The sequence below is a fragment of the Shivajiella indica genome, from assembly GCF_042683085.1.
In the GTDB taxonomy this organism is placed as follows: domain Bacteria; phylum Bacteroidota; class Bacteroidia; order Cytophagales; family Cyclobacteriaceae; genus Shivajiella; species Shivajiella indica.
The window spans coordinates 139,584-160,692 of the sequence record NZ_JBHUIV010000016.1 but is presented as its reverse complement, the minus strand read 5'-3'; the positions used below and the strand labels follow the sequence as shown (position 1 = coordinate 160,692).

The 21,109-nt window shown below is 41.2% G+C and carries 20 protein-coding genes and 1 tRNA gene; 15 read left to right on the top strand and 6 right to left on the bottom strand.

From position 1 onward, the window contains the following. Positions 1-33 precede the first annotated feature (33 nt). The 3 genes from ACFSKV_RS10250 to ACFSKV_RS10240 all read left to right on the top strand — a co-directional run bounded on the left by ACFSKV_RS10250 (position 34) and on the right by ACFSKV_RS10240 (position 1,387). Positions 34-489, top strand: coding sequence for a helix-turn-helix domain-containing protein (locus ACFSKV_RS10250; RefSeq protein ID WP_380802166.1), 456 nt, complete (start codon positions 34-36; stop codon positions 487-489). Next, positions 479-1,042, top strand: coding sequence for a PIN domain-containing protein (locus ACFSKV_RS10245; RefSeq protein WP_380802163.1), 564 nt, complete (start codon positions 479-481; stop codon positions 1,040-1,042). Before ACFSKV_RS10250 ends, ACFSKV_RS10245 begins: the two co-directional genes overlap by 11 nt. A gap of 153 nt (positions 1,043-1,195) precedes the next feature. Continuing rightward, on the top strand, positions 1,196-1,387 hold the full coding sequence (locus tag ACFSKV_RS10240) for a hypothetical protein (protein ID WP_380802160.1): 192 nt from the start codon (positions 1,196-1,198) through the stop codon (positions 1,385-1,387). A 118-nt stretch (positions 1,388-1,505) separates the two neighbouring features. On the opposite strand, the gene ACFSKV_RS10235 is transcribed toward ACFSKV_RS10240, so the two are convergent. Further along, positions 1,506-1,579 (bottom strand) — tRNA-Asn (locus tag ACFSKV_RS10235). 279 nt (positions 1,580-1,858) lie between these two features. Further along, positions 1,859-2,722 (bottom strand): hypothetical protein, encoded by an 864-nt coding sequence (locus ACFSKV_RS10230; protein WP_380802157.1) that lies wholly within the window; start codon positions 2,720-2,722, stop codon positions 1,859-1,861. Positions 2,723-2,942: 220 nt separating this feature from the next. Between ACFSKV_RS10230 and ACFSKV_RS10225 the strand changes: the two genes are divergently transcribed. Beyond that, on the top strand, positions 2,943-3,401 hold the full coding sequence (locus ACFSKV_RS10225; RefSeq protein ID WP_380802154.1) for a (2Fe-2S)-binding protein: 459 nt from the start codon (positions 2,943-2,945) through the stop codon (positions 3,399-3,401). 25 nt (positions 3,402-3,426) lie between these two features. Continuing rightward, positions 3,427-5,706: a xanthine dehydrogenase family protein molybdopterin-binding subunit gene (locus tag ACFSKV_RS10220; RefSeq protein ID WP_380802151.1), complete on the top strand. Its 2,280-nt coding sequence runs from the start codon at positions 3,427-3,429 to the stop codon at positions 5,704-5,706. 220 nt (positions 5,707-5,926) lie between these two features. On the opposite strand, the gene ACFSKV_RS10215 is transcribed toward ACFSKV_RS10220, so the two are convergent. Continuing rightward, positions 5,927-6,874 carry a ThuA domain-containing protein gene (locus ACFSKV_RS10215; RefSeq protein WP_380802149.1) on the bottom strand — a complete coding sequence of 316 codons (948 nt, stop codon included), beginning with the start codon at positions 6,872-6,874 and terminating at the stop codon, positions 5,927-5,929. A gap of 58 nt (positions 6,875-6,932) precedes the next feature. Between ACFSKV_RS10215 and ACFSKV_RS10210 the strand changes: the two genes are divergently transcribed. From ACFSKV_RS10210 to ACFSKV_RS10200, 3 genes are read left to right on the top strand one after another with little or no spacing between them, the layout of a single operon-like run. Next, positions 6,933-7,904, top strand: coding sequence for a DUF6807 domain-containing protein (locus ACFSKV_RS10210; RefSeq protein WP_380802146.1), 972 nt, complete (start codon positions 6,933-6,935; stop codon positions 7,902-7,904). A 22-nt stretch (positions 7,905-7,926) separates the two neighbouring features. Beyond that, positions 7,927-9,297: a Gfo/Idh/MocA family protein gene (locus ACFSKV_RS10205; protein WP_380802143.1), complete on the top strand. Its 1,371-nt coding sequence runs from the start codon at positions 7,927-7,929 to the stop codon at positions 9,295-9,297. 1 nt (position 9,298) lies between these two features. Beyond that, complete coding sequence (locus tag ACFSKV_RS10200; protein WP_380802141.1) at positions 9,299-10,684, top strand: putative oxidoreductase C-terminal domain-containing protein; 1,386 nt, start codon at positions 9,299-9,301, stop codon at positions 10,682-10,684. Positions 10,685-11,063: 379 nt separating this feature from the next. On the opposite strand, the gene dinB is transcribed toward ACFSKV_RS10200, so the two are convergent. Continuing rightward, complete coding sequence (dinB, locus tag ACFSKV_RS10195) at positions 11,064-12,254, bottom strand: DNA polymerase IV (protein WP_380802138.1); 1,191 nt, start codon at positions 12,252-12,254, stop codon at positions 11,064-11,066. A 101-nt stretch (positions 12,255-12,355) separates the two neighbouring features. On the opposite strand from dinB, the gene ACFSKV_RS10190 reads away from it, so the two are divergent. The 7 genes from ACFSKV_RS10190 to ACFSKV_RS10160 all read left to right on the top strand — a co-directional run bounded on the left by ACFSKV_RS10190 (position 12,356) and on the right by ACFSKV_RS10160 (position 19,735). Next, positions 12,356-13,051: an XRE family transcriptional regulator gene (locus ACFSKV_RS10190; protein ID WP_380802137.1), complete on the top strand. Its 696-nt coding sequence runs from the start codon at positions 12,356-12,358 to the stop codon at positions 13,049-13,051. A gap of 337 nt (positions 13,052-13,388) precedes the next feature. After that, on the top strand, positions 13,389-13,874 hold the full coding sequence (locus tag ACFSKV_RS10185; protein WP_380802134.1) for a methylated-DNA--[protein]-cysteine S-methyltransferase: 486 nt from the start codon (positions 13,389-13,391) through the stop codon (positions 13,872-13,874). A 119-nt stretch (positions 13,875-13,993) separates the two neighbouring features. Next, positions 13,994-15,394: a dihydrolipoyl dehydrogenase gene (gene lpdA / locus ACFSKV_RS10180; RefSeq protein WP_380802132.1), complete on the top strand. Its 1,401-nt coding sequence runs from the start codon at positions 13,994-13,996 to the stop codon at positions 15,392-15,394. A 105-nt stretch (positions 15,395-15,499) separates the two neighbouring features. Then, the gene (locus ACFSKV_RS10175; protein ID WP_380802129.1) at positions 15,500-15,952 is read left to right on the top strand and encodes a DUF2721 domain-containing protein; all 453 of its coding nucleotides are present in this window, start codon (positions 15,500-15,502) and stop codon (positions 15,950-15,952) included. Next, complete coding sequence (locus tag ACFSKV_RS10170; RefSeq protein WP_380802126.1) at positions 15,945-16,886, top strand: glycerophosphodiester phosphodiesterase family protein; 942 nt, start codon at positions 15,945-15,947, stop codon at positions 16,884-16,886. The genes ACFSKV_RS10175 and ACFSKV_RS10170 overlap by 8 nt, the downstream gene beginning before the upstream one ends. A gap of 317 nt (positions 16,887-17,203) precedes the next feature. Next, entirely contained in the window at positions 17,204-18,220 is a 1,017-nt protein-coding gene (locus ACFSKV_RS10165; RefSeq protein WP_380802123.1) for a threonine aldolase family protein, read from the top strand. Between the two features lie 249 nt (positions 18,221-18,469). Beyond that, positions 18,470-19,735, top strand: coding sequence for a replication-associated recombination protein A (locus ACFSKV_RS10160; RefSeq protein WP_380802121.1), 1,266 nt, complete (start codon positions 18,470-18,472; stop codon positions 19,733-19,735). A gap of 55 nt (positions 19,736-19,790) precedes the next feature. On the opposite strand, the gene ACFSKV_RS10155 is transcribed toward ACFSKV_RS10160, so the two are convergent. Next, positions 19,791-20,141: a four helix bundle protein gene (locus ACFSKV_RS10155; RefSeq protein ID WP_380802119.1), complete on the bottom strand. Its 351-nt coding sequence runs from the start codon at positions 20,139-20,141 to the stop codon at positions 19,791-19,793. Positions 20,142-20,290: 149 nt separating this feature from the next. Then, positions 20,291-21,022 carry a nitroreductase family protein gene (locus tag ACFSKV_RS10150; RefSeq protein ID WP_380802116.1) on the bottom strand — a complete coding sequence of 244 codons (732 nt, stop codon included), beginning with the start codon at positions 21,020-21,022 and terminating at the stop codon, positions 20,291-20,293. Between the last annotated feature and the right edge of the window lie 87 nt (positions 21,023-21,109).

Genomic DNA, 21,109 nt, shown 5'->3' with positions numbered 1-21,109 from the left:
CGATTATATTTGAAGAGTATTTAAATCAAACCCATGGAAACCCTAAGTCTTAGTAAAAGACCGAGTAAATCGGAGCAACGGATTGCTGAAAAATCTCATGAAGCCCTATCACAGATACTTGAGCGTGTTCACTCCACAATGACTGAAATTGAGATCGAGGAGACAAAGGAAAAACTTCAAATCCCATCAAGAGCATTGGAGTTACTCAATGAGATCTTAAGGGCGATGAGTCAGGGCAAACCAATTTCGATTGTACCTGTCGCTACAGAAGTAACTACTCAAAAGGCTGCCGAAATCTTGGGTTGTTCACGTCCACATTTGGTCAAACTTCTTGAAAATGGAGAATTGGATTTCATCAAAGTTGGAAGGCATCGCAGGATCAAATTTGAAGACGTAGTCAGCTACAAACAGAAAATGAAGGCAAAACAGAAAAGTCTACTGATTGAAATGATGAATAGCGATGAAGAGTTAGGAGGATATGATTCATAGTGTTCGTTTTAAAGCTGTTTTAGATACCAATGTTATCTATCCATTGATCTCAAGGGATTTACTTTTTTGGTTTGCATACTATGATTTATATACTCCAAAGTGGAGCAAGCATATTTTTGATGAATGGAAAGAAGTGATGATGCGAAAAGGATTGAATCAAGATGATGCAGAGAAAAGAATTGCCATGGCCAATTCTGCATTTCCTGACGCCTTGGTTAAGAACTATGAAAATTTGATACCTACATTAAACTTGCCGGATCAAAAGGACAGACATGTTGTTGCCGCTGCGATTAAATCTAATTCCAACTGCATAGTAACCAACAACCTGAAAGACTTTCCAAAAAATATCTTAGACAATTTTGAAATAGCAGTGATTTCAGCTGATGATTTCTTGGTCGATATTATTGACTTAAATCATGAACAAGCAACTTCTGCTTTCAAGGAGATGGTTTTGAATAGAAAAAATCCCAAAATGGATGAGTTCGAAATTTTAAACCAATTCAGAAAATGTGGATTAACAAAAACAGCAGATTTTTTACACAGTCTGATTTGATAAGTACTTGGAAGGGATGTACTTTGATATATTGGAAATTAATAAGTTGCAACCTCAAAAACCTTGTTTAAATGGAATTGCAAAAGGAATCTCTCCTTTCCAACTAGAGAAAGCTGGTATTGAAGCGGGAAGATACATGCTGAAAAGAATATTATGGAGACTAAAGACCAATTAAAAGAGGAAAGAGACAAAATAGTCAAGGGACTAGAGGAAGCTTATCGCAAGCTAGTCGAATTTAAAAAGGCCAAGAATAGTCCATTGGTTGTCGTGAGGAATGGAAAAATCGTAGAGATTGACCCATATGATGTACCACCAACTATTTTATACAAACGTGGCCAAGGCTAATTCCTTAAATTATATTTCACGTTTTTAAAAAAATTGCAACCGAAAAAAACTTCCTCAAATTAAAAGAAAGGGGTATAAAAAGAAAAAAGAGGTCGATTTGACCTCTTTTTTCATTTCGCTCCCCCTCTAGGGCTTGAACCTAGGACCCCATGATTAACAGTCATGTGCTCTAACCAACTGAGCTAAGGAGGAATTTAATTTATTAATAATTTTAAACCCTTTGGTCTAAGGTGATGCAAACTTAGTGGGTTGATCCTTTTTTTCCAAATACACCAAATAAAAAAAAATGTTTTTTGTAGGTGTATTCAAACTTTCTTCTAAAAATCAGGGACTTATTTTTATTCCAGTAGCCACAATTAATCAAAACGCCCGAAGCAATAAATCCGTTCCATACCCTCCAACCATATCTTTAATATCCACTAATATCCATCAATATCTTTAGCCCCTTAATTTTCCAATCTGATATCAATTCTACGTTTCCACTTTCAAAACCTCACTTTGCTTTAAAAGTAACTTATTGTAAATATAGGTAACTCCTAACACCATCAAACCTGCTATCACAGCCAATAAAACATTGTAATATGCAGGGGCAGATAAGGTCAACCTCAAAAAAATAGTTGCCAGGGCAAAGGAGGAATACCTGAACAGGTTGTAATATTTTGTTGTGTAACGAAGGGAAAATAAGAGAATAAATACATCTGTGAAAATCAAAAGTGTATAAAATAATTTGATGCTGTAAATAAAGGCATGGTTTTGATAAGCAGAGACGATATCATAAATGCCCAAACCAATAAAGGATAAGGTGAGATAGATGGAGATCAACTTCTTGATATCGATAAAACCCCGCTGTTCTTCATGACTTCCTGTTATTCGGATGTGTTTCTGTGCCCTGTAGAATAAACCTGTAATCAGGAAAATCAAGATGGCCCCAAATGCATCGGACACTATGGGCAAAAGCTCCATTAAAAAACTGATTTCCCAATTGACTTCGCCCAGATAATGACCGAATTCCTTGAATGCATCCCTCAACAAAACAAGAGAAATGATTTCAAATTGCTTTCCTACAGAATCAGCTACTGATTTTGGAATCAGGAAAATCAATCCCAATACCTCAAATATCAAAAGAACGTTAAATGCCAGTTCGATCGCAAAGAAGGCAGTAAAATTGCTTCCCAAATCCAGAATGCTAAGATAGGAAAGTAAACCGATCACCAAACCGGCCATAAAAAAGGTCACTACAATATTGCTGATCCATTTGGAAACCCTGGCCCCTTCCCAACGCTCATCGAGATAATCAAAAACCCTTATTTGCAATTGAAAAAACTTCCTGACCATAAATACACATCTGTTTTTGATTTGATGAATTCAAATTTGGGATAAAACACTAAAATAAAAAGTCTATATTGTTTTTTAAGGGACAAAAATCACATTAAATTAAACATTCGAAAATCACCTTACCTGTACAGCAAAACTTTATTATTGGAACCTAATTGGTGCATAAGAAAAAATATTGATTAATTTTAATTCACAAGATCTTTGAAAAACCAATCTCCTTATGGAAAAATACACCCTTGTAGTAAACGGAAAAAAACATCAGGTTGAAGCCGAAAGTGATATGCCATTGCTTTGGGTTTTAAGAGATATACTATCCATGAAAGGAACCAAATTCGGATGCGGGCAAGCACTTTGCGGTGCCTGTACTGTTCTGTTGGATGATGAAGCCATCAGGTCATGTTCCTTTCCCATTTCAGAAGTTGGTGACCAAAAGGTTACAACCATTGAGGGCTTATCCAAAGATGGAAACCATCCTCTACAATTAGCCTGGGTGGACCATGTGGTGCCCCAGTGCGGTTATTGCCAGACCGGACAGATTATGAATGCAGCTGCCTTACTCAAAAGGAATTCCAGTCCTTCAGAATCTGAAATAGAATCGGCCATGGCGGGTAATATCTGTCGTTGTGGAACGTACAACCGAATTAAAGAGGCTATTATCACCGCTTCCAAATCCTATTAATTTCTTACCTTAAATACTTTCAGCCATGATGCCGAAATTTCCTTTCTTAAAAACAAAAGACCCCGAAAATAAAAGTAAAGTATTTATACCCTCCAGGAGGGATTTCCTAAAAATAAGTTCTCTGGCTACAGGAGGCTTTATTCTTGGTGTTAATTTTCAATGTAGTGGGCCTAAGGGTGAACTCATTACCTTTGCTCCAAACGTGTTTATTACTTTAGACTCAGAAAACTTGGTCACCATTATTGCCCATCGGTCTGAAATGGGAACAGGCATCCGGACTTCACTGCCTATGATTGTTGCGGATGAACTGGGTGCAGAATGGAGCAAAGTTAAAATTGTACAGGCAGAGGGGGATGAGGAGAAATACGGGGACCAGAATACTGATGGATCTTACTCTGTAAGAATGTTTTATGAGCCCATGAGAAAAGCTGGCGCTACTGCCAGACATATGTTGATTGCTGCCGCTGCCGCTAAGTGGGGAGTGGATGCTTCAGAGTGCAATACAGAGGATGGGCAGGTTGTTTCAACAGGCGGAAAGAAAATCAAGTTTGGAGATTTGGTAGAGCAGCTCAAAACCATGGAGATGCCTGATCCTGAAACAGTGACTTTGAAAGAATTTTCCAATTATAAATTAATCGGAAAAGATGTTGCCATCTATGATGCAAAAGACATTGCAACTGGTGAAGCGAAGTTTGGGGCAGATATTGATTTACCGGGAATGCAAATTGCTGTCATCAGAAGATGTCCTGTAGTTGGCGGGAAGGTCAAATCATATAATGATCAAAAGGCACTGGCAGTTCCTGGTGTAAACCGAGTAGTTAAAATTGAAGGTGCTGGAATACCTCCCGGACTGGATAAGCCACTTGAAGGTGTTGCAGTGATTGCTGATAATACCTGGGCTGCTATAAAAGGTAGGGATGCCTTGGAGATAGAGTGGGATTTGGGGGAAAACCAAAATTATTCTTCAGCCAAACAACTGGAAGAAATGTTGAAGAGCACATCAGGAAACGGTATGGTTAGAAGAGAAAGAGGGAATTTTAATGCTGCAAGACAGGCTTCCGGACAAATAATAGAAAGAACTTACCTGGCACCGTTTTATGCCCATGCCACAATGGAGCCACCCGCTGCCATTGCCAATGTTCAGGGTGATGGAACCTGCGAAATCTGGGCACCAACCCAACACCCTCAATGGGCAAGGCAGGCAGTAGCCCAGGCTCTGGGGACTGAATATCAAGGAGTTAAAATGAATATCACCCTGCTGGGTGGAGGATTTGGAAGAAAATCCAAGCCTGATTTTGTAGTGGAAGCTGCCCTACTTTCCAAAGCAGCCAAAGCACCGGTCCGTGTGCAATGGACCAGAGAGGATGATATTCACCACGATTTTTATCATGCTCAAAGCGCCCAGCGTATAAGGGCGGTGTTGGATAAAAATGGAAACTTAAGTGGTTGGAACCATCATACTGTTTTCCCGGCTATCGGGGCAACAGGAAATGCAGATGAATTGCATCCTTCTGATGGAGAACTGGGATTGGGTTGTATTGATTTTCCATTCGAAGTCCCTAATATCAGAATAGAAACCCATGAATCTAAAGCACACACCCGTATTGGTTGGTTACGGTCTGTGAGTAACATACACCATTCCTTTGCCATCAATTGTATGTTGGATGAAATAGCAGAAGCCAAAGGAGTGGATCCTGTGGATTTTGTTCACGGTTTATTGGCGGAGGACAAGGATCTTGATTTTGCTGGGGAACTCAAAGGGGATTTTGGGAACTATGGAGAACCTTTGGAGAAATTTCCATGGAATACCAGAAGATTACGTGGAGTTATTGAAAGGGTAGCTAAAGAAGCCAATTGGAAAAATGCTCTAGCAGAAGGAAAAGCAGTTGGTTTTGCAGCCCATAAGAGTTTCCTAACCTATGTGGCCTGTATAGTACAGGTTGAAAAAGGGAATAATGGACAGATTATTATCCCGGAAGTCCACTATGCTGTGGATTGCGGGATAGGGGTTAACACAGACCGTATCCGCTCACAATTTGAAGGAGGTGCCCAATTTGCTACCAGTTTGGTTATGACCTCTGCCATTACCTTTGAAAATGGAAGGGTTCAACAAAATAATTATGATGGGTATGAGGTAATCCGTATGCCACAGTCACCAAAGAAAATTCATGTACATATGGTGGAAAGTATGGAAAAACCCACCGGAGTTGGGGAACCGCCAGTTCCACCATTCATTCCTGCTTTGTGTAATGCCATTTATAAACTGACCGGGGAAAGGATTTACCAATTGCCATATAAAAGTTAAAGATTTAATTTAAGGTGAATTGATCCCACAAAGACCACGGAGGATCACAAAGGATTAAAATCTTAAATACTTTGTGATTTTTGGAGGACTTGGTGGGATTTTATTGTAAACCTTCTAGTATGCCGCGGCGCACTCAAAGGTTACTTTAGACCTTTGTGGTTTCCAAATAACCCGAAGGTCTTTCTTAGAATAAAATATTAGAGTTGTAAAACCTTCGAGGTCAGAAAGACCTCAAAGGTTTGTCGTTACAATCCACATCCCCTACCACATATTGTAATCCATTGAGGTAAAATTTCAATAAATCCGGATTTTCAAAACTTTGGGCATTATGGGAAGGGGAACAGTACATCACTTTGCCTTTACCTTCTGACCTGATCCAGGCTAAATAGGTTTTTCCTGTTTTGGCAGGCTGCCTTTGATCGGTGATTTCTTCATTATTGAAGTATAATAAAGGTCTAAAATCCAGATCCTGATAGGCATTGCTGTAGAAATAGGGCTCGTCAACATGGTTAAAACCATCTTTGGGAAAAACCTGAACTAAGGGATGTTTTGGGTCTTCCAATCTGACCTGAATGGGTTGTTGAGGGGGGTGATAATCAAAACTTGCTCCAACCAGTTTACTGAAAGCCCTGGATTTATTTTGTGTGGTGATACCGCCATGGACTACCATCAGACCTCCTCCATTTTTCACATAATCCAAAAGATTGTTTTCCAATTCCATAGCCTTTACCATCAAAAGAACACTGTCAGCATCAAATTCTGCCCTCAATTTATCCCAAAATAAGTTCCTGTGATCAGGTTTGGAACAGGTGTTGTTTAAAACAATAGCGTCATAATTTTTTAGGTTTGCCGGTTCAAAAATGCCGATATCCTTACTTCCTGTCACTTCGAATGCGCCAGATTTGAGTGAAATGATCTTGATCATTTCTTCTGTATGGGGGATCACCCAATGATCAAACCCGGTGTGAAGGGAGAAAACCAAAATCTTTTTCTTTTCCGTAAAAGGAAAGTTAGCTTTTTCAGGTGCGAGGGAGTGAATTTTACTTTTCCAGGCATCATCGAATTTCACGATAGGAAGATCTTGTCCGAAGGAGAACGATGCATAACAAAAAAGCCAAAGCATCAATCCAAATTTTCTTCCGGATATCTTAAAAAGGCAAGTCTGCATGGGATGTTATATTATTTTTAATAAATTGTCTTTATCAAACCAAATAACCTAAAAACCCATGATTATCAAAAGACTTTTATGTTTAAGTATGATCTTTTTGTGCCTTCAGGGAATAGTTTTTTGTCAACAAATAACCATAGAGCAGACAGCACAAGCAATTGATTTCAAATCAGAGGAAAAGGTTTTACTGAGTTATAGGACTGCTATGACCGAAGTGCCGGAGGGAGTAAGCCCAGCTTTTAAAAAATCCGGATTTATCCATCCCCTCAATTCTCCATCAGGACAAGAACTGACCAGGATACAGCCCCCGGATCACTACCATCATTACGGCATTTGGGGACCCTGGACCAGGACATTGGTGGAAGGAAGGGGAGTAGATTTCTGGAATTTGGGGGATGGACAGGGTAGGGTGGATTTTGATCATTTGATTTCCCAGAAAGAACATACCGAATATGCAGAAATTATCGCTCGGCAAAATCATATCGATTTATTAGCTCCCAAGGGTGCACAGGTAGCCATTGAAGAGGATTTGGCAATAAGGGTTTGGAATAAAGAGAATGACAGGTATATGGTGGATTATAACACTTCCATATCAACGCCATTGAAATCCGTGGTCGTTTTGGATGCCTATCGTTATGGAGGAGGAATTGGTTTTAGGGCAACAGCCAAATGGGGGACGGATAATAGTTATATAATTACCTCGGAAGGCAATGACAGAAAAACAGCGGATGGAAGTTTCGCTAAATGGGTGATGGTATTTGGAGAATCTGATGATCCTTCTGGACAAAGTGGAATTCTTTTTCTTAGCCATTCAAGCAATAGAGCACATCCTGAGCCATTGAGGGTATGGCCAGAAGAGGATTATGATGGTATAGGAAATGTATTTGTAGAATTCTGCCCTATTCGGCACGAGGCTTGGGAAATTTTGCCCAATAAGAAAAATGTGCTGAAATACAGGATGGTTGTTTTTGACGGGAAAATGACCGTTCAGGAGGCTGAAGAATATTGGAAACAATTCGCAGAATTATAGAATTATTAACCCTACTTGATCTATGAAAAGAAGAAACTTTATCAAAAATACAGCAATCGCAGGATCGGTCCTTGGTTTCCCAACTATTGTGCCGTCTTCAGTTTTTGGGAAGAATGCTCCCAGTAATAAAATCAATATCGGACAGATAGGATGCGGTAGAATTGCCCGCTATCATGACCTTCCCGGTACATGGGAACATGATGTGGCGCGTATAGTGGCTGTTTCGGATGTAGACAGTAAGCGCATGAAAGAAGGTAAGGAACTGGTCGAAGCATATTATACCCAGAAAATGGGAACACCCTACATTGATGTCAAGCAATATGGTGACTACAGAGAGATGTTATTGGATAAAGACATCGATGCAGTAATTATCAGTACCCCTGACCATTGGCATTCCCAGCCTGCAATGGAGGCGGCTTTGGCCGGGAAACATGTTTATTTACAAAAACCAACCTCCCTGACCATCAAAGAAGGACGCCAATTGGTAGAAGTGGTGAAGAAAACAGGCGTTGTGCTACAGTTGGGAACACAACAACGGTCCAGCGAGCAGTTCAGAATTGCAGCAGAATTGGTCAGGAACGGGAGAATTGGGAAGCTACATACCGTGCGAATAGGTTTGCCGGGAGATCCATCAGGGCCTGAGGCCCCTGAAATGCCAATTCCCAAAAACCTCAATTTTGATATGTGGTTAGGATCCACACCCACCATACCTTACACGGAAATAGGAGTGCATCCACAGGAAGGGTATGACAGGCCAGGTTGGTTGAGGCATGAAAACTATGGGGCAGGAATGATTACAGGCTGGGGCCAACATCACTTTGATTCGGCAGCCTGGGGCATGGATACCGAACTGACAGGGCCAAGATATGTTGAGGCAGTAGCTGAATTTCCAAGATCTGGATTTTGGAATGTACATGGGGATTTTATGGTCAAGGCAGAATATGATAATGGCATCGTCATGTTTACCAGTGGAGGATACCCCAATGGGATCCGTTATGAAGGCACAGAGGGTTGGATCTGGGTTTCCAGGGGAGATTATGTGGCATCCGCCAGTGACCCGGTTACCCAAGGAGAAAGTGCCAAAGCGCTGGATGCTTCTGACCCGAAAATCCTTCAATCACTTATAGGGCCGGATGAAATCCAATTGCAGCGAAGCAGTAGCCATCACGGAAATTGGTTGGAAGGAATCCAAAACGGTTCACAAATATTGTCTCCGGTTGAAATAGGGCACCGGGCATGTTCCGTTTGTTTGATCAGTCATGTTGCCATGAAGATCGGTAGGAAATTAGAATGGGACCCGAAAACAGAAAGATTTGTAAAAGATGAGGAGGCCAACTCCTATTTGAGCAGACCTCAAAGAGCACCCTATGGAACGGATTATGTTAAAATTTAAAATGCAAAACAGACTTGAAGTAATTTTATTGGCTACGATCTTGGTCATTGTTGCCCAATCCTGTACTAATCCCCAAAAGACAGAAATGGAAGAAAAGGAAAGAGGAAAAGTTGTTTTGATGAGTCTTGATCCTGGGCACTTCCATGCTGGATTGATCCATAAATCAATGTATCCCAATGTAGATTCTACTGTTTATGTATTTGCTCCTGAGGGAGAGGAACTCAATGATTATCTGCGTAGACTGGAGGGGTATAATACTAGAAATGACCAACCAACTTCTTGGAAAGTGGAAGTTTACAAAGGAACGGATTATCTGGATGAGATGATCAACAGGAAGTCGGGTAATGTCATGGTAGTGGCGGGGAAAAATGACCAAAAAATCGATTATATCTCAGCAGCGATTCAGAACGGGATCCATGTATATGCAGATAAACCATTGGTAATCGATAAAGTGGGATTTGAAAAATTGCAGCAAGCATTCGATTTGGCAAAACAAAAGGATCTTTTGCTCTACGATATCATGACGGAGCGATTTGAAATTACTTCCATTTTGCAGAAAGAATTATCCATGATTCCCGAGGTTTTTGGGAAATTGGAAAATGGTACATTGGAAGAACCGGCAATAACCAAAGAAAGTGTACATCATTTTTTCAAATATGTTTCCGGCCAGGCTTTGATCAGACCGGATTGGTTTTTTGACGTTGAAAAACAGGGTGAAGGTTTGGTGGATGTGACTACCCATCTGGTGGATTTGATCCAATGGGCGGCATTTCCTGAACAGGTACTGACACTGGATGATGTGGACATGCTGACTTCCACAAGGTGGTCTACTCCACTTAATTTGGAAGAATTTAGAAAAGTGACGGGTAAGCAGGAGTTTCCTGATTTTTTGGATAAGGATATCCAAGAAGGAAAGCTGCAGGTATTTTGTAATGGAGAGATGAATTATACCCTAAAAGGAGTTCATGCCAAAGTCAGTGTTATCTGGAATTTTCAGGCGCCTGAAGGTGCAGGCGACACTCATTATAGCGTTATGCGGGGAACCGGGGCAAACTTGATCATCCGTCAGGGTGAGGAAGAGGGATATAAACCAACCCTTTATATTGCCTTATTGAAAGGTCAGGATGTAGCACTTCAACAAGCCATCCGTTCAACCCTTCAGGGCAAATATCCCGGAATTGACCTGGAACAACTCCCAAACGGGGAATATCGTGTCCATATTCCTGAAAGCTACCATGTGGGCCATGAGGCTCATTTTGCACAGGTAACCGAAAAATTTTTAGAGTACTACCATAAAGGGAAAATGCCGGAATGGGAAGTGCCCAATATGCTGGTGAAGTATTTTACCACCACTAAGGCTTTGGAAATGGCGAGGGAAAATCCATGAAAGGGCCGGTACTGTAACCGTGAAGGATTTTTTCGAACCACAATAGATACAAAAGGAACACAAAAGTTGGAGCTAAATACGCCTTACTGTAAACAACAAATCCTTTTAACTCCCTCTTTTGTTGACTTTGTGCACTATTGTGGTTCGTAACCAGCCTTGTTGGTTTTTGGTAAGCTGATAATGAAATCTTAGCTTTTTATTATCTTAGTTGTATTGGATTTGCAGGATGTGTTTGGGGAGGCTTAAAGGTTGTCGATACGATTCTGCGAAATGATGAGAAAATTTCACGCAGCGATTGCTGCGTATTCGCTGCGTCTACTGCGGGAAACCAAGAGTTATTTCCCTTCTGTTAATCAAAGATTTCATAACCCATATCCTTTCACAGCGCCATCCCATTAAACGGGTTAAACCTCCTTCTTCCCACCCGCAGGCCGATGGCACGGCACACAGTTTTGTCTCCATATTTGGTATTGAGCCTGTCCAATGCCTGATAGAGACGGATCTGCTCCTCTGTATCCTCGAAAAGGTTGATCTGGTAATTGCCGTAGACCAAATGGCTGAAGCGAATACCTATAAGCCGTATAAGAAGCCGGCGGTTGTAGAGCTTTCTGAACAGTTCTTTGACCACTCCGATCAGTATATGGTCTGCAGAAGTGTAGGGGATACGTTGCTGGACGGTATGTGTGTCAAAGTCCGAATAGCGGATTTTGACACTCACACAGGCTGTCAGCTGTTGTTTTTGGCGTAGCTTGGTTCCCAGTTGCTCCGTCATAGCGATCAGGTTGGCTTCCAGCATCTTTACATCAATTGTATCCTGTTCGAAGGTGTTTTCGGAAGATATTGATTTGGCTTCCGAGTAGGGAGTGACCATGGACCGGTCTATGCCATTGGCTTTTTCCCAGATCATACGGCCGTTTTTTCCGAAGGTGGCTTCCAACAATTCCGCAGGCATGACCTGAAGGGTATGTACTTTTTTTACCCCCATGCTGTACAGTGTCAGGGAGGTCTTTTCTCCGATCATGGGGATTTTGCGAACGGAAAGAGGTGCCAGAAAAGGCTTTTCAAGCCCCCTAGGAATCTCTTTGGCATTATTGGGTTTGGCTTCTCCTGTAGCTACTTTGGAGACGGTCTTGTTTTCCGAAAGGCCCAGAGAAATGGGGAGGCCACTTTCTTTGATGATCCTTTGCCGCAATTCCTGAGCCATCTTGAAGCAACCGAAAAATCTGTCCATACCGGTATAGTCTATATAGAATTCATCAATGGAAGACTTTTCAAACAATGGCACTTCTTCACGGATGATTTCTGTGATCTCATGGGATTTCTGGCTGTATTTTTCAAAATCCCCCCGGATAATCAGCGCCTCCGGACAGAGTTGCCTGGCTGTACGCATGGGCATGGCCGAATGTATCCCGAACTTTCTTGCTTCATAACTGCAGGAAGCCACCACCCCCCGGTCTCCTGAGCCACCGATCAGGATAGGTTTGCCGTTCAGTCTGCTATCGTACAGCCGTTCCACCGACACAAAAAACGAATCCAAATCCATGTGCGCTATGCTTCTCCCTTTTTCCATAATGTCAACAATTTTAACATTTTATTGTCTATAAATTAAACAATTTTTATATATTTGAAAATAAAAATCAGAAGCAGGACAAAAGTTGACGCAGTTTGTATATGTATATTCACTCCAACATCAAATTTTTACGCAAACAAAAATCCCTGACCCAGGAAACCATGGCCAATGCTATAGGGATAAGCCGTTCCAAGTTGGCAGGGTATGAACTCAACATCAATCCTCCCCTTGAAGCTTTATTGGTAATTTCGGATTATTTGGGTGTGTCCATAGATGTCCTTTTGAAAAAGGACCTGGCCTCACTCTCTGAATATAAGTTGCGGCAGTTGCTGGAAACAGATCAGTTTCTTCGGGGGCGGAACCTGCGTATTTTGACCACCACCGTGGATGCAGAAGGAAGGGAACTGATCGAAGTGGTTTCCCAAAAAGCCAAGGCTTCTTATCTGGCGGGATTTTCTGATCCGGATTTTATAGAAGAGCTGCCGCGCTTTTCATTACCATTTTTACCTCAGGATAAAAAACACAGGGTATTTCAAGTGGACGGAGATTCCATGTTGCCCATTCCTGAGGGAGCCTGGATTGTCTGCGAGTATGTGGATGATTGGTTTTCCATCCGGGATGGGGAAAAGTACGTGGTAGTGACTGAACAGGATGGGGTGACTTTTAAGATTGCCTATAATCAGATCAAAGATCAGGAAAGGCTGCTCTTGTGTTCCGGTAATCCCATTTATAAACCTTTCTATGTTATGATCGCGGATGTTAGGGAAGTATGGAGGTATAGGTTGATGATGGTGTGAGAGTGAGGTGCTAATTTCGGAAGTGGGAAGGCGGATTTAGGAAGTGATTCGTAAAGAGTTGAGAAGCTAGAAGCGAGAGTTTAGACTCAAAAAACAAGATCCAAGTATTAAAGAAATCCGCAAGTAACAAATGTACTCAGCGTAAATCAGGAAGCATTTTGTCCTGAAAAGAAATAAAAGTCAATTTAAAAGACAAAATCCATTTAAATCCGTTATACCTTGTGACACGCTTGCGTTTTAACCATAATTATGTATTAGGGTTCGTAATAGAAATTCTTATGCATATTTCGGGTTTAATTGACATATTAAATTATCCTCACCCTAAAAGAGTATTAGCATGAAAGAATTTGCAGTGATGGAAACTCCCTTGGGTAATATCCGGGCAGAGGCCTGGGATGGATACCTGGTAAGCTTAAAGTTTACAGATGAGCCGGAAACAGAAACCTTTTTGGATGGTGTCCTGATGGATGTCAGGATTCAATTAGGGCTGTATTTTCAGGGAAAGCAAAAAACATTTGATATACCGGTTGCCTTTGGTGGAACAGATTTTCAGCATAAAGTTTGGATGGAAGTCAATAAGATCCCTTTTGGAGAAACCAGTACTTATGAAAAAATTGCCTCCAATTTAGGAAATCCCAATGCGGTAAGGGCAGTTGGTACTGCAATTGGGGCTAATCCCATTTTAATCATGTTACCTTGCCATCGTATCGTCGGAAAATATGGACAGTTGACAGGTTATGCAGGAGGCCTGTGGCGTAAATCCAAACTATTGGAATTGGAGCAAAAAGAAAAAGTTGGCAAACAGGTGAAATTTGAGTTTTGACCTCTTTTGTTCTTTTTTATTCAGGGAAAGTAAAGTCATTTAACATCCTGTTTTCATTTTTTTCTCTGCCCAAAAGCCTTATTTTTGCGTAGCTTATTTGAAAATTAAACTTTAAAAATATGTCTTCAACAAAATATGATGTGATTGTTGTAGGGTCAGGACCTGGTGGATATGTAGCGGCCATCCGTGCCTCTCAACTGGGTCTTAAAGCTGCAGTAGTAGAGGCTGCTGAATTAGGCGGTATCTGTTTAAACTGGGGTTGTATCCCTACCAAAGCATTGATTAAGAGTGCACAGGTTTTTGAATATATCAACCATTCGGAAGACTATGGCATCAAAGTAAAAGGTGCCGAAGTCGATTTCAGTGGCATGATCAAAAGGAGCCGGGATGTGGCCGCAGGTATGTCCAAAGGTGTTCAGTTCCTTTTTAAGAAAAATAAAATCGATCAATTATTGGGCTGGGGCAAAGTTCAGCCAGGTAAAAAAGTAGAAGTTGAAGATAAAGAGGGGAAAAAGACAGTTTACTCTGCAGACCATATCATCATCGCCACTGGTGGCAGAGCCAGAGAACTTCCTGCGCTGAAAATCGACAATGAGAAAATCATCGGCTACCGTAAGGCGATGGTTCTGGAGAAAAAACCTTCTAAAATGGTAGTGGTAGGTTCGGGCGCCATAGGAGTCGAATTTGCTTACGTGTATAGCTCCATTGGCACAGAAGTTACCATCGTGGAATTTATGGACAGAATTGTACCGAATGAAGATGAGGAAGTATCCAAAGCCCTTGAAAGAATCTATAAGAAAAACGGAATCAATATCATGACAAGTACTGAGGTCACTGCAGTGGATACCAAAGGAAAAGGATGCAAAGTGACCGTAAAGGATAAGAAAGGAAATGAATCCGTTATCGAATGTGATGTAGTGCTTTCTGCCGTAGGGGTGGTTTCCAATGTGGAAAACATCGGTTTGGAAGATGTAGGTATTCTGGTTGAAAAAGGAAAAATCAAAGTGGATGAGTTCTACAAAACCAATATGCCAGGTTACTATGCCATCGGCGATGTGACCACAGGACCGGCTTTAGCACACGTAGCTTCTGCAGAAGGCATCATTTGCGTGGAAAAAATCGCTGGACATCATCCTGAAATCTTGGATTACAACAATATTCCAGGCTGTACTTACTGCGTGCCGGAAATTGCTTCTGTAGGTTATACCGAGGCTAAGGCCAAGGAAGCCGGATATGAAGTAAAAGTGGGCAAGTTCCCTTTCTCTGCTTCCGGGAAAGCCTCTGCTGCCGGTGCAAAAGACGGTTTTGTGAAATTGATATTTGACGCCAAATATGGGGAGCTTTTAGGTGCCCATATGATCGGTGCCAATGTGACTGAGATGATCGCCGAAATTGTAGCCATCCGTAAATTGGAGACTACAGGACATGAGTTGATCAAGACCGTTCACCCTCACCCTACCATGTCTGAAGCAGTAATGGAAGCTGCTGCAGCTGCCTATGGTGAAGTGATTCATATTTAAAAATAGTTCTTCTCTCAAATCTTTAACACAAGATCAAGTAATTGGTCTTGTGTTTTTTATTTATCCCTTTTATTCCCCAAATTGAAGCCCAATCCTTTTGCATTGATGGAACTCCAACTTTCTACTCCGGCTCTCCTTTTTTCTGCCATTACATTGATGATGCTGGCCTATACCAACAGATTTTTGGCCACGGCAAGCTTAATCCGGGGACTGCATAAGAATTTTCTCAAAAATCCGGATGAGGGCATGATTGTAGGGCAGATATCCAACCTCAAACTTCGCCTTAGCATGATCAAATACATGCAATTATGCGGAGTGTTAAGTTTTTTGCTCTGTGTTATTTGCATGTATCTTATTTTTATGGAAATTCAACCCGCTGCAAATTATGTCTTTGTCAGCAGTATGCTGGCCTTGTTAATTTCATTGGGGATCTCTCTGATTGAAATTCTAATTTCCACCAAAGCATTAAATCTTGAAATCAAAGACATGGAAGGACACCTTGAAAAAAGGTCTTTGGGTCTGGATTTCTGGTTCAAAAAAGATAAAAAAGATGAATAAGTACTTATTGGCCCTCATGGGCTTTCTCCTTTTTTCATGTAATCAGCAAACTTCTAAAACTGTAGGGGCAAATGCAGACTCTGATGGACTTCTTAAAATTGTCATCCATTCCCTTGAAGATACCAGGCATTTTTTTACTTGGTCCGACGACAGGACGCCCATGGTTTCTGCTCATAGAGGTGGGCCTTATCCCGGATATCCCGAAAATTCTCTGGAAGCCTTTGAAAACACCCTCAAATACACCCATTCCATTATTGAATTTGACGTGGCTTTGACCAAAGACTCAGTGCTTGTCTTGATGCATGACAATACTTTGGACAGGACTACAACAGCTAAGGGAAACGTCATCGATTGGACTTTTGATGAGTTGAAAGATGTATTCCTCGTTGATGCAAATGGTAATACCACGGATTACAGAATTCCAACTTTGGATGAAGCATTGGCCTGGGGGAAAGGGAAAACCTTATTTACAGTGGATATTAAAAGGGAAGTTCCTTTTGAGATGGTGGTCGAGGCGATCAAAAAGCATCAGGCAGAACCCTATGCGGCAGTAATTACCTATAGTGTGGAGGCTGCAAAAAAGCTGCATAGGTTACACCCGGATCTGATGTTGTCCGTGACAATCAGAAATGAGGAAGAACTCCAGCGTTTTGAAGGATCTGGGATTCCTGTTAACCGGTGGATTGCATTTATCGGAACGGCTGAGCGCCCTAAAGAATTCAATGAAATGCTTCATGAAAAGGGTGTTTTCACTATTTTGGGAGTATTGGGCAACCTGGACAGAAGTGCTGTTGCCAGAGGAGACCAAATCTATGCGGAGTTTGTTGAAAATGGAGCGGATATTCTTGCTACAGATAGACCCATTGAAACTGCAGAAGCAATTAAAGGCCTGGTTCCTGAAGGGAGTAGTAAGGGGAAGTATTTTAAGAATTAGGTCAAGAGTTTTGATTTCTTTTGTACCATGTACCAAGTACGAAGTACCAAGATTTGAAATTGAGATTCTATAGGTAATTGTTTTCGGATGAATGAAGGTTTGGAATGCCTTTATTGTTGTCTAACTTTAAAGAAAAGTCTTTGAAAAATCCTATACAATAACATACTTTTGGGTTATTGCGGACACTTTAGCTTCTGATTCTCTTCCTTGCTTGAAGTTGGCAAGTCTAAATTCTCGCTCCTGTCTGCAGCCAGGCAGGTCTCGTCTCTCAATGAAAATCTCTTGTTTCTTGCATCTTGACTCTTGTTTCTAAAAATATGATAATCGATTTACGTTCTGATACCGTGACCAAGCCTACCAAAGGTATGTTAGAGGCCATGTGGTCGGCCCAAGTGGGAGATGATGTTTTTGGTGAAGATCCTACCGTCAATGCCCTCGAAAAAAAACTGGCAGATATGTTTGGGATGGAAGCCGGGCTTTTCTGCCCATCCGGTACCATGACCAATCAGATAGCTGTCAAGCTGCATACCGGACCACAAATGGAAGTGATCTGCCATAAGTATTCCCATATTTATCTTTATGAAGCGGGTGGCATCATGGCCAATGCCCATGCTTCTGTCAAACTTTTGGAAGGGACTTACGGAAAAATCACTTCCAAAGATATTGCCGAGAACATCAGTGTGGATGATGTTCATGCCTGTGAGACTACGCTTGTCTCTCTGGAAAATACCATGAACAAAGGAGGTGGTAGCATTTACACTTTGGATGAAGTGAAGCCCATCAAAACCCTCTGTGTTAAACATGGGATCAAACTCCACCTGGATGGTGCCCGACTGTTCAATGCCTTAGTGACAAGCGGTGAAAGCCCCAAAGACTGGGGTGCCCAATTTGAAACCATCTCCATCTGTCTGAGCAAAGGTTTGGGTTGCCCGATAGGATCAGTGCTATTAGGATCCAAAGCCGATATCAAGAGGGCGAGGAAAATCAGGAAGTCCTTTGGTGGAGGAATGAGGCAAGCAGGTTATTTAGCTGCAGCAGCCATCTATGCCCTTGATCATCATGTTGATCGATTGGCTAAAGACCATGCTAGAGCGAAGACCATTGGTCAAATCTTGGAAAAACATCCCCTCGTGTCAGAGGTTTTTCCTGTCGTGACCAATATCGTGATCGCGAGATTGCAGGGCATCAGTCCTGAGGACTTCCTATCTAAACTATTTGAAAATGGAATCAAAGCCGTGAAGTTCGGCAAAGACCAGGTCCGTTTTGTGACGCATCTGGATTTTAATGACATGATGCTAGAGGCTTTTGAAGATAGAATTAAGGAGATTAGGTAGAGATAAGCTTCGCGAAATAAATTAAAATATGTTCTATGAAATAATGAGGAAATACGCTTCGCGAAATATAATTGAAATCGACCTTTGGCGATATATAGTTGATATCCGTAGATATTAATTTCATGATATTGGATACTTGGCCCAAACTCAATTTCTATTCATATCCAATATATAGCAATATCTTTCCGAATTGGTTGATTGCATTTAGTCTAAATTATTTCATCTTTCTATTTAAAATCGTCAAGAAAAATGATCGACAGCACCCCCTTGGCAGAACGCATGCGGCCTTCCCGCTTGGAAGAGCTAATTGGACAAGAGCATTTGACAGCCCCAACCGCATTTTTGTACAAAGCCATCAAATCAGGCAATGTGCCTTCTTTGATTCTTTGGGGGCCTCCTGGGGTAGGAAAGACCACCATTGCCAATATTATTGCCAATGAGATCAAGGCTCCATTTTATACCCTAAGTGCGATCAGTTCAGGAGTAAAGGATATCCGTGAGGTAATCGATAAATCCAAATTTCAAAGGGGAGCTGTACTTTTTATCGATGAAATCCATCGATTCAATAAATCCCAGCAGGATGCCCTTCTTGGGGCTGTGGAAAAAGGGATTATCCGACTTATCGGTGCCACCACCGAAAACCCGTCCTTTGAAGTCAATGCTGCGTTGCTGTCCAGGTGCCAGGTTTTTACACTCAATTCCCTCGGGAAGCATGAGTTGGAAGCCATGCTGAAACAGGCTATTGACAATGACGTTGACCTAAAAAAGAAAAACATTGAATTAAAAGAAACCGAGGCTTTGCTACGCTTATCGGGAGGGGATGGGAGAAAATTGTTGAACTTACTCGAGATTGTTGTTGATGGGATTAACGAAGACCCTTGTCTGGTGACCAATGAGAAGGTGACTGAAATAGCCCAGCAAAAAATCGCACTTTATGATAAATCAGGGGAACAGCATTATGACATCATTTCTGCTTTTATCAAATCTATCAGAGGATCTGATCCGAATGCTGCTGTATATTGGTTGGCCAGGATGATAGAAGGAGGGGAGGATGTGAAATTCATCGCCAGGAGATTGGTGATTTTGGCATCGGAAGACATTGGCAATGCCAATCCCAATGCCCTTTTGTTGGCTACCAACTGTTTTGAAGCAGTGAAAATGATAGGTTATCCGGAGTCAAGGATTATCCTTTCCCAGTGTGTGACCTATCTGGCTTCTTCCCCAAAGAGCAATGCAGCTTATATGGCCATCAATAGGGCACAGGCTCTGGTAAGGGAAAAAGGAGATCTTCCTGTGCCCCTGCACCTTAGGAATGCACCAACCAAATTAATGAAAGACCTGAATTATGGCAAAGAATACAAATACGCCCATGATTATGAGGGGAATTTTGTTGCTTTGGAATTCCTTCCTGACGAAATCAAAAATACAAAGCTCTATGAACCCGGTAATAATGCCAGGGAAAATGAGTTGAGGAAGTTTTTGAAGGACAGGTGGAAGGGGAAGTATAATTATTAAAAGTTGGATTTAGGAAGTCAGATTTCGAAATACAAAAAATGAGGTCTACAATTTGTTACTTTTTGGATTTTGCTGTTTTTCCCATGGAAGTAAAAATTGCTGTTAACTGATTGGCTTCATCTAATAATGGATGAATTACTTCTTGTTCGATAATCTTACTTTCTTCTAGTAACTCAAGCCAATAAACAGTTTCATCTGCTTCCTCTTCCACTATTCCAATTTTTGAAATAAATTCAGCTTTAGAACGGCCCCTTAGTGCAGATCGATAATTGGCACCAATTGAGGTTGATGACTTGATAATCTGTCCTTGTATTACGCGGCCAGCGGTATGGTTTGGAATCAAAGCCGTCATTTCTATTATAGCAAGTGCAAAACTTTTGGTTCTCTGTTTTAAATTCTCCTTCATAAAAATTCTAAAAAAATCACGACATGTAAAATTAGAAAATCATGAAGAAATAAGTTTAGTCACTTTTTAACTTATCCGGATAAATTATAATAAACAAAGGATTAACTTTTCATTAATTCCAAAATCCGCTTTTCGAAATCCCACTTTCATTATTTTTTAAATATAACCTGTTCACTCGGAACCCTAAATCTTCTCCCATAAACCCCTTCCGGAAGACCTTTACCGCAACCAATAATCATATTAATTTCGGCGTCTTTGGGTAGGTTCAGGAGTTTTTTGACCTTTTTGGAATCGAATCCTTCCATAGGACAGGTATCATATCCTTCTGCTTTCATCCCATACATGAAAGTCATGGCAGCCAAAGCTGCACTTTTGTGTAAGGATATCCTGACATCACAGCTTGAAACCTGCCTTACCATTGGTCTTTTTAGACCCACAAACCAGGCAATAATTTGTTTGATTATGGACCAAAAGGGATATTTGGAATAAAACTTTGGTACCAGGTTTTTATAATAAGCCATAGCCCGTTTGAGTTTTTTAGGATCTGCATCTCTGTAGCATTCCCTGATGTATTCTAAATTGGCCTTTGCCCGGGATTTCCAAAGCTTTCTTCTTACCACAATCACCACAAGCTCCCTCGCGGTGGTACCCGCTTTTTGTCCCATACATAGCTTAGATAAAGGTATTTTTAATAAGGAAGTTTCGGGAACCCGGTAAAATTCCCAAAGCTGCATATTGCTGCTGTTTGGAGCCAACATCGCAGTTTCGAGACATTTTTGGACCACTTGATGATCAAAAGGGGATTCCTGGTCAAATATCCGAACTGACCTTCTTTCATTAACAATCTCGAAAAATCCTATTTCATCAGTAATTTCCTTCATTTGGTCAATTTTTGTTTTTTTTGGATAATTAGCTTATTAGTTTTACCTATATTCAAATCCAAAATTACATTTTAATTCCATCAACCT

Excerpts from the sequence above, each read along its gene's own strand:
- ACFSKV_RS10240 (WP_380802160.1), top strand. The coding sequence starts at position 1,196 with ATGGAGACTAAAGACCAATTAAAAGAGGAAAGAGACAAAATAGTCAAG.
- dinB (WP_380802138.1), bottom strand. The coding sequence starts at position 12,254 with ATGGAAAAAGGGAGAAGCATAGCGCACATGGATTTGGATTCGTTTTTT.
- ACFSKV_RS10245 (WP_380802163.1), top strand. The coding sequence starts at position 479 with ATGATTCATAGTGTTCGTTTTAAAGCTGTTTTAGATACCAATGTTATC.
- ACFSKV_RS10160 (WP_380802121.1), top strand. The coding sequence starts at position 18,470 with ATGATCGACAGCACCCCCTTGGCAGAACGCATGCGGCCTTCCCGCTTG.
- ACFSKV_RS10170 (WP_380802126.1), top strand. The coding sequence starts at position 15,945 with ATGAATAAGTACTTATTGGCCCTCATGGGCTTTCTCCTTTTTTCATGT.
- ACFSKV_RS10250 (WP_380802166.1), top strand. The coding sequence starts at position 34 with ATGGAAACCCTAAGTCTTAGTAAAAGACCGAGTAAATCGGAGCAACGG.
- lpdA (WP_380802132.1), top strand. The coding sequence starts at position 13,994 with ATGTCTTCAACAAAATATGATGTGATTGTTGTAGGGTCAGGACCTGGT.
- ACFSKV_RS10220 (WP_380802151.1), top strand. The coding sequence starts at position 3,427 with ATGATGCCGAAATTTCCTTTCTTAAAAACAAAAGACCCCGAAAATAAA.
- ACFSKV_RS10150 (WP_380802116.1), bottom strand. The coding sequence starts at position 21,022 with ATGAAGGAAATTACTGATGAAATAGGATTTTTCGAGATTGTTAATGAA.
- ACFSKV_RS10155 (WP_380802119.1), bottom strand. The coding sequence starts at position 20,141 with ATGAAGGAGAATTTAAAACAGAGAACCAAAAGTTTTGCACTTGCTATA.
- ACFSKV_RS10200 (WP_380802141.1), top strand. The coding sequence starts at position 9,299 with ATGCAAAACAGACTTGAAGTAATTTTATTGGCTACGATCTTGGTCATT.
- ACFSKV_RS10205 (WP_380802143.1), top strand. The coding sequence starts at position 7,927 with ATGAAAAGAAGAAACTTTATCAAAAATACAGCAATCGCAGGATCGGTC.
- ACFSKV_RS10225 (WP_380802154.1), top strand. The coding sequence starts at position 2,943 with ATGGAAAAATACACCCTTGTAGTAAACGGAAAAAAACATCAGGTTGAA.
- ACFSKV_RS10175 (WP_380802129.1), top strand. The coding sequence starts at position 15,500 with ATGGAACTCCAACTTTCTACTCCGGCTCTCCTTTTTTCTGCCATTACA.
- ACFSKV_RS10210 (WP_380802146.1), top strand. The coding sequence starts at position 6,933 with ATGATTATCAAAAGACTTTTATGTTTAAGTATGATCTTTTTGTGCCTT.
- ACFSKV_RS10190 (WP_380802137.1), top strand. The coding sequence starts at position 12,356 with ATGTATATTCACTCCAACATCAAATTTTTACGCAAACAAAAATCCCTG.
- ACFSKV_RS10230 (WP_380802157.1), bottom strand. The coding sequence starts at position 2,722 with ATGGTCAGGAAGTTTTTTCAATTGCAAATAAGGGTTTTTGATTATCTC.
- ACFSKV_RS10165 (WP_380802123.1), top strand. The coding sequence starts at position 17,204 with ATGATAATCGATTTACGTTCTGATACCGTGACCAAGCCTACCAAAGGT.
- ACFSKV_RS10185 (WP_380802134.1), top strand. The coding sequence starts at position 13,389 with ATGAAAGAATTTGCAGTGATGGAAACTCCCTTGGGTAATATCCGGGCA.
- ACFSKV_RS10215 (WP_380802149.1), bottom strand. The coding sequence starts at position 6,874 with ATGCAGACTTGCCTTTTTAAGATATCCGGAAGAAAATTTGGATTGATG.